The organism is Faecalibacterium duncaniae, from assembly GCF_010509575.1.
GTDB classification, from domain to species: domain Bacteria; phylum Bacillota; class Clostridia; order Oscillospirales; family Ruminococcaceae; genus Faecalibacterium; species Faecalibacterium duncaniae.
In genome coordinates this window covers 2,096,926-2,109,919 of the sequence record NZ_CP048437.1, presented here as the reverse complement: position 1 = coordinate 2,109,919, position 12,994 = coordinate 2,096,926, and the positions used below count along the sequence as shown (strand labels likewise).

11 protein-coding genes are annotated in these 12,994 nt (G+C 43.7%); 10 read left to right on the top strand and 1 reads right to left on the bottom strand.

The annotated features are described in order from the left end of the window. Positions 1-289: 289 nt before the first annotated feature. The 5 genes from GXM22_RS10160 to GXM22_RS10140 all read left to right on the top strand — a co-directional run bounded on the left by GXM22_RS10160 (position 290) and on the right by GXM22_RS10140 (position 5,603). Complete coding sequence (locus tag GXM22_RS10160) at positions 290-1,795, top strand: class I SAM-dependent DNA methyltransferase (RefSeq protein ID WP_005930633.1); 1,506 nt, start codon at positions 290-292, stop codon at positions 1,793-1,795. Next, the gene (locus GXM22_RS10155; protein ID WP_005930631.1) at positions 1,785-2,828 is read left to right on the top strand and encodes a PIN domain-containing protein; all 1,044 of its coding nucleotides are present in this window, start codon (positions 1,785-1,787) and stop codon (positions 2,826-2,828) included. The genes GXM22_RS10160 and GXM22_RS10155 overlap by 11 nt, the downstream gene beginning before the upstream one ends. Next, positions 2,825-4,033, top strand: coding sequence for a restriction endonuclease subunit S (locus GXM22_RS10150; protein WP_157774498.1), 1,209 nt, complete (start codon positions 2,825-2,827; stop codon positions 4,031-4,033). Before GXM22_RS10155 ends, GXM22_RS10150 begins: the two co-directional genes overlap by 4 nt. Positions 4,034-4,146: 113 nt before the next feature. Continuing rightward, on the top strand, positions 4,147-5,130 hold the full coding sequence (xerA, locus tag GXM22_RS10145) for a site-specific tyrosine recombinase/integron integrase (protein ID WP_005930624.1): 984 nt from the start codon (positions 4,147-4,149) through the stop codon (positions 5,128-5,130). An 8-nt stretch (positions 5,131-5,138) separates the two neighbouring features. Continuing rightward, the gene (locus tag GXM22_RS10140) at positions 5,139-5,603 is read left to right on the top strand and encodes a restriction endonuclease subunit S (RefSeq protein ID WP_005930620.1); all 465 of its coding nucleotides are present in this window, start codon (positions 5,139-5,141) and stop codon (positions 5,601-5,603) included. Here the strand turns inward: GXM22_RS10140 and GXM22_RS10135 are convergent. After that, entirely contained in the window at positions 5,600-6,208 is a 609-nt protein-coding gene (locus tag GXM22_RS10135; RefSeq protein ID WP_157747392.1) for a restriction endonuclease subunit S, read from the bottom strand. The genes GXM22_RS10140 and GXM22_RS10135 overlap by 4 nt on opposite strands. A gap of 75 nt (positions 6,209-6,283) precedes the next feature. On the opposite strand from GXM22_RS10135, the gene GXM22_RS10130 reads away from it, so the two are divergent. The 5 genes from GXM22_RS10130 to GXM22_RS10110 all read left to right on the top strand — a co-directional run bounded on the left by GXM22_RS10130 (position 6,284) and on the right by GXM22_RS10110 (position 12,734). Then, positions 6,284-6,964, top strand: a complete 681-nt coding sequence (locus GXM22_RS10130) for a TIR domain-containing protein (RefSeq protein WP_005930612.1) — start codon at positions 6,284-6,286, stop codon at positions 6,962-6,964. A gap of 32 nt (positions 6,965-6,996) precedes the next feature. Continuing rightward, entirely contained in the window at positions 6,997-10,068 is a 3,072-nt protein-coding gene (locus GXM22_RS10125) for a type I restriction endonuclease subunit R (RefSeq protein WP_242962808.1), read from the top strand. A 99-nt stretch (positions 10,069-10,167) separates the two neighbouring features. Beyond that, positions 10,168-10,707 carry a DUF6036 family nucleotidyltransferase gene (locus GXM22_RS10120; RefSeq protein WP_035393607.1) on the top strand — a complete coding sequence of 180 codons (540 nt, stop codon included), beginning with the start codon at positions 10,168-10,170 and terminating at the stop codon, positions 10,705-10,707. A 26-nt stretch (positions 10,708-10,733) separates the two neighbouring features. Beyond that, the gene (locus GXM22_RS10115) at positions 10,734-11,234 is read left to right on the top strand and encodes a transcriptional regulator (RefSeq protein WP_242651547.1); all 501 of its coding nucleotides are present in this window, start codon (positions 10,734-10,736) and stop codon (positions 11,232-11,234) included. An 18-nt stretch (positions 11,235-11,252) separates the two neighbouring features. Next, a complete protein-coding gene (locus GXM22_RS10110) occupies positions 11,253-12,734 on the top strand; it encodes a recombinase family protein (protein WP_005930598.1) in 1,482 nt (493 codons plus the stop codon). Positions 12,735-12,994 lie beyond the last annotated feature (260 nt).

Genomic DNA, 12,994 nt, shown 5'->3' with positions numbered 1-12,994 from the left:
CAGGGATGATCCACGGCGAGGCAGTGTTCAAAATGAACACGACCACATCTTGTGGATGGTTTCAAACCAATCCACAAAATCGGTGGGATTTGTGACAGAGAATATCATGGTTTGCAGGGTGCGTCAAGATAGTTTTGTGAAATTTATTGCGATAAAGTTGTGATAGTAGGACTTATCTGCCGGAAATTGAAGCATCTTACAAAGAATTTGTGTGCACAAATTGGAAAATCAGCACATCTGTGCTATACTCAAAGCAGAATTTGTTGAGCTAAAACGGAGGTATTGAACCATGGCAGAGAAAAACACCGCCGACATTGGATTCGAAAAGCAGATTTGGAATGCTGCCTGCGTGCTTCGGGGCAATATGGATGCTTCAGAGTATAAGGGTGTCGTCCTTGGTCTTATTTTCCTGAAATATATTTCGGATCGTTTTGAAGATAAGTACAATCAGCTGGTTGCAGACGGTGATGGCTTTGAGGAAGATCGTGACGAGTACACATCGGAGGGAATCTTCTTTGTGCCTGCTGGTGCGCGTTGGAGCGATGTTTCTGCAAAGGCACATGACCCGGAAATCGGTCAGGTAATTGACGATGCAATGCGCGCTATCGAAAAAGAAAACGTGCGCCTGAAGGATATCCTGCCGAAAAATTTCGCACGCCAGGAACTGGATAAACGGCGGTTGGGCGAAGTCGTTGACCTGTTTACGAACATCAAAATGATTGAACACGGCAGCGAAAAGGACATTCTGGGACGCACTTATGAATACTGTCTGTCGATGTTTGCAGAGCAGGAAGGAAAGCGCGGAGGCGAGTTCTTTACGCCGTCCTGTGTTGTGCGGACGCTGGTGGAAGTGCTACAACCGTTTAAGGGACGAGTGTATGACCCTTGCTGCGGCAGCGGCGGTATGTTTGTTCAGTCTGCAAAATTTGTAGAGAACCATAGTGGAAATATCAACGATATCTCGATTTATGGACAGGATTCCAACCCTACCACATGGAAACTGGCGCAGATGAACCTTGCCATTCGTGGCATTGAACCCGACCTTGGAAAGTATGCGGCGGATACATTCCTTGACGACCAGCACCCGACCATGCGGGCAGACTATATCATGGCGAATCCACCTTTCAACCTGTCGAACTGGGGCGCAGAGCAGCTCAAAGATGATGTACGCTGGCAGTATGGTATGCCGCCTGCAAGCAACGCGAACTTTGCATGGCTTCAGCACATGATTTATCATCTTGCACCGGGTGGCCGCATGGGTATGGTGCTTGCAAACGGTTCGCTCTCTTCTCAGTCTGGCGGTGAAGGTGACATTCGCAAGAATATTGTGAATGCTGACCTTGTGGACTGTATCATTGCCATGCCGACACAGCTTTTCTATACGACCCAAATTCCAGTTTCGCTCTGGTTTATCTCTAAACGCAAGAAACAAGCCGGAAAAACGCTGTTTATCGATGCCCGGAAGATGGGCGATATGGTGAGCCGCAAGCTGCGTGAACTGACCGATGAGGATATAAAAAAAATTGCCGATACCTACAATGCTTATGTTAATGGTACACTGGAAGATGTAAAAGGTTTCTGCGCAGTTGTTGATACGGAGAAAATTGCAGAGCAGGATTATATTTTAACGCCGGGCCGTTATGTTGGGGTTGAGGAACAGGAAGATGATGGTGAGCCGTTTGAAGAGAAAATGGCTCGGCTGACATCTGAACTGTCGGATTTGTTCAAGCAATCGCATAAGCTAGAGGCAGAAATTAAGGAAAAGCTGGGGGCGATTGGATATCATGTCGAATGAAAAAGAATATTGGCTGTTTTTTGATACGAACGTCCTATTTCAATTGTATGATAAAAAGGCAGACTTCAATTCATTTTCATTTAATTCGACTTTTGAAAATGTTTGTGATATGCTTAGTCAACTTGATATTTATGAACGCGTGAGTGTTGGTATTCCAAAAGTAGTTTGGAATGAAATGACTCAGCAAATAATTGAGGCTCATGCTACAAGAGTTTTAGAATTTGGATCATATATTAAGAAATGGAAATTCCCAGAATACAGAGTTACTACATGCGATATTGAAGACTACCCCAATTATATCAAATCAGTTGTTGAAAGGTACAAAGAAGAACTTGAAAAGGGCCTTATCAAAATCACCGAATTATCTTTGCCAAGTGCATCAAGGTTTCAAAGTGTGATGGAGCGTGCGTTTTCTAAATTACCACCGTTTGGTGGCAAAGAGAAAAACTCAGACAAAGGTTTTAAAGATGTTCTTATTTGGGAAAGTATCTTGGAATTCACAGCACAACACGAAAATGCTAATATCATCTTCTATACAAAAGATAAAGGATACAAAGATGTGCTTGTTGACGAGTTTGAAAAGTTGTATCCTAATGCAAGTATTGCGATATTGTCGGCTGAAAATGAAATAAAAACTGTCTTAGAAGAATGGGCTAAAAGTATTGATGAGTATTCTTATCAACCTATTGGAGAGGAAAATGACGTTGATCCTTTTGCAGAGTGGGTGGAATCTCCAAACTTTGTGGTTCAATTGATTGATCATGACTATGGACTTATACCACAGAGTGCACTAGTAGCAGAAACGATTTTTAAATTGGTTGATTATGAGATGCCCACTTTATTGGATTCTAAAGATCAAAACATTAAGTATTCGATGCCTGCAACTTTGGACATAACATATATATTAAAAGATTGTACGACAATTCAAAAAGTAGCGTTAGTAAATATAATTGTTTGTAAAACATCTGAGGATGAATATGCAATAGAATCTATTCAGGTGAAGAATCCACCGGATGTGGAAGCTACTGCTTGAAGTATGAATTGCACGCTATCAAAAGCGTAGTTGGGCGAGGTGAGATAATGACTAGATTGGGTGATATATGTGAAAAAATCGGAAGCGGTGCAACTCCGCATGGAGGAAAAGAGGCATATTGCTTAGAAGGAATATCATTTGTTCGCAGTCAGAATATAGGAGATTTTTCTTTTTCTGCGAACGGATTGGCACATATAAATAATGAACAAGCAAAAAAACTTAGCAATGTGGAACTTAAACCCAATGATATACTTCTTAATATTACGGGGGATTCGGTTGCGAGAACTTGTATAATAGACTCAGAGTATTTGCCGGCTCGCGTGAATCAGCATGTTGCAATTATTCGAGGAAAAAAGGATATAGTACTTAGTAGCTATTTGCTTTATTTCTTACAATGGAAAAAGAAATATTTACTTCAACTTGCCTCTGCTGGAGCAACCCGAAATGCGTTGACAAAAAGCATGATTGAACAGCTAGAGATTGAATTGCCAACAATTGAACAGCAAAGAAAAATTGCTGGAGCGCTCGATAAAATTCAAGAAAAAATAAAGCTGAATCAGAAAATAAACGATAATTTAGAGCAGCAAGCCGCCGCATTGTTTTCAAGCCTCTATAATCGATCAAATACTGAGGTTAGATACACTGATTTAATACAAATACTCGGCGGTGGAACCCCCAAAACAGGCGAAACTGCGTATTGGAACGGTAATATTGCTTTCTTTACTCCAAAAGATGTTGGCACACCATATACATTTATCACAGAAAAGACTATTACAGAAGAGGGACTTTCACATTGCAATAGCCGACTATATCCTGTGAATACAGTTTTCGTTACGGCAAGAGGTACTGTTGGAAAAGTTGGTCTGTCCGGAGTTCCGATGGCTATGAATCAATCCTGTTATGCACTTGTCGGTAAGGAAACACATCAACTTCTTGTCTATTTTTACACCCTCAAAGCTGTTGATAGACTTAAGCATAAAGCAAGTGGAGCTGTATTTGATGCGATTACCACTAGAGATTTTGATTCAGAGCAAATCATGAAGCTATCTGATGATGATGCTAAAGCGTTTCTCTGTGTTGCAGAGCCAATGTTTCAGGAGATACTTAACAATAGCATCGAAAACTTGCGGCTTTCAACACTACGGGACTTCCTGTTGCCCAAGCTAATGTCTGGTGAGATTGACGTCTCTTCCGTTCAGCTCTAAGCTGCTAAATTATCGTTTACCAGATTTTTAATAACTCTCACCAGTGGCGGGAGATTCTATGGAGAAACTGCCACTGCCGTCGTTCTCTGAAATCGTAATAAGGAGATACGGCGATGAAAAATCAAATTATCAACGAGATACAGCGAAAAATGCTGCCGTATCTCAATAACGAACAGTTGCTGCATTTGAAAGCAGTGCTGGAAGCGTCATTTCAAGGTGTCATAATTGAAATGGGTGAAGAACAGCCAAAGGCTGAGGAACAAGATTCGGCAGCAGCGTTCATTACGGCAAAACGGATAGAGGGTTGCTCCGAGAAAACATTGACCTATTATTCAAAAACTATCGAAGCGATGCTGAATGGCGTGGGAAAATCACCGCAGCAAATTACAACGGACGATTTGCGAAGGTATCTGACGGATTATCAAACACAGCGGCGGTCAAGCAAAGTTACAATTGATAATATCCGGCGTATTCTTTCCAGTTTCTTCTCGTGGCTGGAAGATGAAGATTTTATTGTGAAAAGCCCTGTTCGTAGGATTCACAAAGTGAAAACCGCCAAAATCATCAGGGAAACGTATACGGATGAAGCATTGGAGCTGATGCGTGACAACTGCTCAACAGTACGAGATTTGGCGATTATTGATTTGCTGGCATCTTCTGGAATGCGTGTCGGGGAATTGGTGACACTTAATCGGGAGGATATCAATTTCAACGAGCGCGAATGTGTTGTATTTGGTAAGGGCAACAAGGAGCGATTGGTATACTTTGACGCACGAACGAAGATTCACCTTCAAAATTATCTGGATGAACGGTCAGATAGCAATCCAGCACTCTTTGTGACACTGAAAGAGCCACATGAGCGGTTGATGATCGGCGGTGTGGAGACAATGCTTCGTGAATTGGGACGGCGATTAAAACTGAATAAAGTGCATCCGCATAAGTTCCGGCGGACATTGGCAACATCAGCAATTGACAAAGGAATGCCGATTGAACAGGTGCAGCAGCTTTTAGGACACCAGAAAATCGACACAACTATGCACTATGCAATGGTGAAACAGCAGAATGTAAAGTTGGCACACAGAAAATATATAGGATAAGGAGTGGAATGATCTTGAATTGGGGAGAACTGATAACCTTAGAATATGGAAAACCAGTAAAGGATAAAGAATCTACAGACGGAAAAGTTCCTGTGTATGGAACAAATGGCCAGATTGGAACATCTCACCTGCCAGCGCAATGCAAACACCCTTCTTTTATTTTGGGGAGAAAAGGCGCATATCGAGGGGTACATTATTCGGATTGTCCATTTTCTGTAATAGATACAGCTTTCTATGCAGAACCTTTGACGGATAGAATAGATTTGAAATGGGCTTACTATAAATTTTTGACGTATGATATCAATGGAATGGATAGCGGTTCGGCGATTCCTTCAACAGACCGTTACCAAATCTATTCAATTGAAGTTGAAGTCCCACCACTGGAGAAGCAAAGAAAAATTGTAGCAGTATTAGATTGCATTGACAGGAAAATTAATATAAATCAAAAGGTAAACGATAATTTAGCAGCTTAGAGCTGAACGGAAGAGACGTCAATCTCACCAGACATTAGCTTGGGCAACAGGAAGTCCCGTAGTGTTGAAAGCCGCAAGTTTTCGATGCTATTGTTAAGTATCTCCTGAAACATTGGCTCTGCAACACAGAGAAACGCTTTAGCATCATCATCAGATAGCTTCATGATTTGCTCTGAATCAAAATCTCTAGTGGTAATCGCATCAAATACAGCTCCACTTGCTTTATGCTTAAGTCTATCAACAGCTTTGAGGGTGTAAAAATAGACAAGAAGTTGATGTGTTTCCTTACCGACAAGTGCATAACAGGATTGATTCATAGCCATCGGAACTCCGGACAGACCAACTTTTCCAACAGTACCTCTTGCCGTAACGAAAACTGTATTCACAGGATATAGTCGGCTATTGCAATGTGAAAGTCCCTCTTCTGTAATAGTCTTTTCTGTGATAAATGTATATGGTGTGCCAACATCTTTTGGAGTAAAGAAAGCAATATTACCGTTCCAATACGCAGTTTCGCCTGTTTTGGGGGTTCCACCGCCGAGTATTTGTATTAAATCAGTGTATCTAACCTCAGTATTTGATCGATTATAGAGGCTTGAAAACAATGCGGCGGCTTGCTGCTCTAAATTATCGTTTATGATATCAATAACTTACTTTATAATTAGAAAGGATGCTTCTATATGAGTACGAGCCTTGTGATGACAGTAGAACGAGTGAAAAATATCCTTAGCCAGAATGGACAAGTTATTGTGAGTGAAGGTAGAAACAAAAACAACCAGGCAACAGTTTTAACTGTAGGTAACGGCTGCATTATCAATTGTTGGGATAGTGGAAAGGTTAATACACAAGGGAAAAATACAGTAGAAATTGATCAGCTATTGACAGGAAAAATTGCAACTCCAACGCTTAATAAAAAAGTATTTGTTGTATACGGACACGATAATAATGCTAGAACTCAGTTAGAGGCGATGCTGCGACGGTGGGATTTGGAGCCGCTTATCATTGATCAGCTGGCATCAAAAGGCCAAACTATTATAGAGAAACTAGAAGAGTATACGGGACAAGCGAATTTTGGTATTGTTCTTGCCACACCAGATGATGTTGGCTACGCAAAAGACCATGAAGATGATAAAAAATTCCGTGCACGGCAAAATGTTGTGCTGGAATTGGGAATGTTGTTGGCAAAGATAGGACGCTCAAAAGTTGCGATTCTGCTCTCGCAGGCAGATAAAATGGAAAGACCATCAGATATTGATGGATTGATATATATTCCATTTAGCAATAATGTTGAAGAGGGAAAAGTATCCCTTGCAAAAGAATTAAAACGAAATGGATATACAATCGATATCGAAAATCTCTGATTCGGACTATCATATGCCGTGGAGGAATCATCATGCTTTCATTTACCGAGGATGCCTTTGAACAAGCGGTCATAGAGCAATTTGAAAATATGGGTTACACCCACATTTATGCTCCTGATATGAACCGAACAGATTACAGCCGCCCGCTGCTGGACGATGTTTTGCGGGATTGTCTGGTGCGGCTGAACCGGAATCTCCCGGTGATGGCGATTGACGAAGCGATTCTGAAACTGAATGATTTTGATGCGGGAAGCCTGTTGCAGAAGAATATTGTCTTTATGGACTATCTGCAAAACGGTATCACGGTCAAATACGCAGTCAAGGGTGAAGAACGGTCTTCGGTAGTAAAGCTGATTGATTATGCAGATGCGGACAAAAATGATTTCTATGTGGTAAACCAGTATACCTTCGTGGAAAATGGAAACAACCGCCGCCCGGATATTATTTTGTTTATCAATGGCTTGCCGCTGGTTTTGATGGAACTGAAAAGTCCTTCCAAGGACGAAGTGGGCGCAGAAAACGCATACAACCAGATTCGGAACTACATGAAGGACATCCCTTCGATGTTCTATTATAATGCAATCTGCGTAATCAGCGACCTTTCGACCAATAAGGCGGGAACAATCACTTCTGGACTTGACCGTTTTATGGAGTGGAAAACAAAGGATGGCGATTACGAAAATACGGCGTATGCGCAGTTTGACACCTTCTATGAGGGGATGTTCCAGAAAGCCCGGTTGCTAGATATTCTGAAAAATTTTATCCTGTTTTCCGGCGATGGGCAGAAGCTGATTAAAATTTTGGCTGGATACCACCAGTATTTTGCAGTGCGAAAAGCTATCGAAAAGGCCAAGATTGCCACTAAAACGGATGGCAAGGGTGGTGTGTTCTGGCATACGCAGGGCAGCGGGAAATCGCTGTCGATGGTATTCTACGCCCATTTACTGCAAGAAGCTTTGGATAGCCCCACCATCGTTGTGATGACGGACCGCATTGACCTTGACGATCAGCTCTACACGCAGTTCGCCAGGTGCGCGCCGTTTTTGCGCCAGACACCTGTACAGGCAACCAGCAAGGAAAATCTAAGCAAGCTGCTGGATGGTCGAAAAGCAAACGGCATTATCTTCACCACGATGTTCAAGTTTGAGCGTGGCGAAAAGCCGCTGTCCGAACGGAGAAATATTGTGGTAATGGCGGATGAAGCCCACCGTGGACAGTATGGTTTTGATGAAAAAATTGTCATCAAAGAAAATGAACAGGGTGAAAAAGAAGCACATACGGTCATTGGCAATGCCCGTATCATTCATGATGCCCTGCCGAATGCAACTTACATAGGCTTTACAGGAACACCTATTTCGGCAAAAGATAGAAATACGCGTGAAGTTTTTGGTGATTATATCGATATTTATGATATGACACAGGCGGTGGAAGATGGTGCAACGCGTCCGGTTTACTATGAGAGCCGCGTTATCAAACTCCACCTTGACCAAAATACGCTGGCCTTGATTGATGCGACCTACGATGCGCTGGAACAGCAATCGGACGCTGCAACGATTGAAAAAAGCAAAAAGATGTTGGGGCAGATGGAAAGTGTGTTGGGAGCAGAGTCTACCATTCAATCCCTGTGCGAAGATATTGTCAACCATTACGAAAAGTACCGCGCTAATCTTTTGACGGGCAAGGCGATGATCGTGGCGTATTCGCGCCCGATTGCGATGAAGATTTATCGAAAACTTCTGGAGCTGCGCCCGACATGGAATGAAAAAATCGGCGTAGTTATGACGGGTGGCAACAATGACCCGGAGGATTGGAAAGAAATCATCGGTACAAAATCTCACAAAGAAGAACTTGCCCGGAAATTCAAAGACAACGATGACCCGATGAAGATTGCCATTGTTGTGGATATGTGGCTGACAGGTTTTGATGTGCCTTCACTGGCTACGATGTATGTTTACAAGCCAATGCACGGATACAATCTGATGCAGGCCATCGCGCGTGTCAACCGCGTGTTTAAGGACAAAGAGGGCGGCTTGATTGTAGATTACGTTGGCATTGCGTCTGCCCTCAAAGCCGCTATGAAGGAGTATACCAAGCGTGACCAGTCCCGATATGGCGATATGGACATTGCCAAAGTTGCTTATCCAAAGTTTCAGGAAAAGCTTCAGGTGTGCAAAGATTTGTTGCACGGCTTTGATTTCAGCGGATTTATTGGCGGTTCTCCGTTGATGATGGCAAAGCTGGTCACTGGCGGCGTAAACTTTGTTCTGGACGCAAAAGCACCCAAGCGCAAAGATCTGTTCCTGCGAGAAGCTCTGTTGCTGAAACAGTTGCATTCGCTGTGTTCCAGCATGACCACGGAGCGGGAGCGACATGAAGCGGCCTATATGGAAGCAGTCCGTTCTACGGTGGTGAAGATCACCTATGGTGGGAGTGGCGGCAAGACACTTTCTTTGAAAGAAATCAATGCTCAAATCAATGAACTGCTGAAAGCAAGTATCCAGAGTCAAGGTGTTATCAGTTTGTTTGACAGTAAGAAGGCAGATGAAAATATCAGCCTGTTTGACCCGGCGGTGTTGGATGAAATTTCAAAAATGAAAGAAAAGAACATTGCCGTAGAAATTTTGAAAAAACTTATGGCAGAGCAAGTTTCACTGTATAAACGGACAAATGTTGTGCAGTCTCAGAAGTTTTCAGAAAAGATTACACAGTTGATGAACTCTTACTACAATGGCTTGATTACAAACGAGGAGGTCATCAAGGAACTTCTGAAAACGGCACAGGAGATTACAGAACTGTATAACAATGGTAAAAAGCTGGGCTTGACGCAGGAAGAACTGGCTTTTTACGATGCTCTAACAAAGCCGGAAAACATAAAGGACTTCTATCAAAATAATGAATTGATTGACTTGACCAGAGAACTTACGGAAATGCTGCGCAAAAATCGGACGATAGACTGGCAGAAAAAAGAAACTGCCCGTGCGAGTATGCGTAAGATGGTGAAGCACTTGCTGAAAAAATATAAGTATCCACCGGAAGATTATGATACGGCAATCAGCACGGTCATTAGCCAGTGTGAGATGTGGACTGACAACATGGTAGTATGAATTGTATGAAATGTCGTTGATTTGTGCTTGACAATCGGATTCCTTTTCTGTAAAATGATTTTAGAAAATACTATTATTGAAAATAAGAAAGGCTGTTTTATGGGAAAGATGATCTTAGATGACCTCCGCAAGCGTCTGGAACGTCTGGACGAAGACGCAGACCTGATGATCGACAATAACGACCGCTATCAGATGGTGATTGTGGGCGGCAGTGCATTCATTTTGATGGGTAAGCTGACCCGCGCCACCCATGACATTGATGCCTTGAGTGTTCCGAAAGAACTGTACAGTTTGCTTGGCAAGTACGACATCAACACCGACGTGGAAGCCTATATCGACAATTTTCCATACAATTTCCAAGATCGGCTTCAGCCATTGCCCTTTGGTGGTACAAAGGTGCAGTTCTACACACCCAGTCTGGAAGATTTGGTGATTGCAAAGCTCTGCTCTTTCCGTGACACTGACAAGGCAGACGTAGAGAGCGAGGCTGTGCGGAATTCGTTGGATTGGGATTTGCTGGAACACCTTGCAACGGATGAAGATGAGTTGAGAGCCAGCATCTTGAACGACTGGCGGTATCGGGACTTTTATATCCGTTATCAGGAGTATGTGGAGAGGTGGAGACCATGCGAAAGCTGACATTTGAGGGCTTCCTGAAGCAGTATGTGGCAGAGCTTTCTGGGGTGCAGACGGCAAGCGTCCATAAGCTGGCAGCTTGTCTAAATGAAAATCCCCGCCTGAAAGAACCGCTGTTCCTCTATGCGCTGACCTTTGATAAAGTAGAACTGCTGCTCCGCTATACCGCAAACAGTGCTGTTGCTGCAGAATATGAGCAGCTTTCCAATCGCTATTCGCTGGCGCAAATGCGACTGCTTCTGGAAAATCAATCACCAGAATTGCCGGAAGGCTATTTGAAGGTTTGGCGCAGCTATTGTTCGGTGCGGGATGCCGTCCTTGCAGACAATGACACAAAAGAGTTGATCCATCGCCGGGTATTGGAACTTCAGCAAAAAAAGAAATTGACGAATTATCGTCTCTACACAGACTTGAAGCTGAATCCGGGCAATGTGAATGCATGGCTCAAACACAACGATTCCAGCAAAATGAGCCTTGACTGTGCACGGCAGATCTACAAGTATGCAAAAAGCTACCCGTCTGTTCGATAAGAAAAAGGAAGTGAGCCTATGACCGCCGTAATCTACGCCCGCTATTCCTCGGACAATCAGCGCGAAGAATCCATCGAAGGCCAGATTCGCGAGTGTACGGCCTATGCGGAAAAGAACGGTATCACGGTCATCAAACACTACATTGACCGTGCATTTTCGGCAAAAACGGACAATCGTCCGGAGTTCCAGCAGATGGTCAAAGACAGCGGCAAAAAGCTGTTTGATGTTGTTCTCGTCTGGAAATTTGACCGCTTTGCCCGGAATCGTTTTGATAGCGCAAACTACAAGATGATCCTGAAAAAGAACGGTGTCCACCTGATCTCCGTTATGGAACCCATTGCCGAGGGTTCACAGGGCATTCTGGTGGAAACCCTTCTGGAAGGTATGGCGGAATACTATTCGGCAGAGCTGTCCGAAAAGGTGATTCGTGGCCAGACGGAGAATGCTTTGAAGGGAAAGTGCACTGGCGGTACGGGAACCATCGGCTATAAAATCGACGATGACAAGTTCTATCATCTTGACCCGCTGACCGCTCCGTTGGTACTGGAAGCCTTTCAGCAGTATGACAACGGCGATAAGATGGTAGAGATCGTAAACTTCCTCAACGACAAGGGTGTCCGCAATATGCTGGGCGGAAAAATGACCCACAGCAGCGTAAATACCATGCTGAAGAACCGCCGGTACATTGGAGAATTGTCTTTCCGGGACATCGTTGTGCCAGATGCAATTCCGGTTATTGTTCCGAAAGACCTGTTTGATCGGGTGCAGAAGCGTCTGGACAAGAACAAGCGTGCCCCTGCCTGTGGCAAGGCAGACGAGGAATATCTGCTGACCACCAAGCTGTTCTGCGGCAAGTGCGGTGCGCTGATGTTCGGCGAAAGCGGAACTAGTGCCACCGGACGCACCTACTATTATTATAAATGCGCCAACGTCAAACGGCGCAAGGGCTGCAACAAAAAGACCGTGCAGAAGGACTGGCTGGAAGATCTGGTCGTCCGGGAGACTATGGAGTTGATTCAGGACGATGCGGTGATCGACAAGATCGTTCAATTGGTCATGGATGTCCAGAATCAGGAAAACACAACGATCCCGCTGTTGGAAAAGCAACTGCGAGAGGTCAACAAAAAGCTGGACAACCTGATGAAGGCAATCGAGGACGGCTTGTACACCCGGACAACGAAAGAGCGTCTGGAAGCGCTGGAAATTCAGAAAGATGAGCTGACTGAAAAAATTGCAGATGAAAAGTTGAAAAAGCCCAGCTTCAACGAAGATTTCATTCGGTTCTGGTTGCTGAAATTTAGAAAATTCGATATATCGCAGAAAAAGCAGCGGAAAGCGCTGATTGAAATTTTTGTGAATGCCATTTTCCTGTACGATGACAGGATGCTGATCACATTCAACTACAAGGATGGCACCCAAACCGTCCGGTTTGAGGACACTTTGACCGCCGATTCGGCGGAGGAAAAAAGTTCGGATTTGTCCAGCTCTGCTGGACCATAAATCCAACGATTTCACGTTAGAAATCGTTGGATTTTTTTGTTTGTGGGCTGACCTCATTTGGTTTTGACCACAATTTTGACCACAATGCCAAAGATTTTATCTGGTCTAATTTGACATAGCAACGCTGCTTATATAGAGTGAAGCACTACTTATAAATAGTGGTGTCAGGAATTGAGATTTTGTGATACCAAAAAAGACACCCTCGCTTTTGATAGGAATCTCATGCAGGGATGTCCTTATCTCAACGCGAAGGTGTCTTA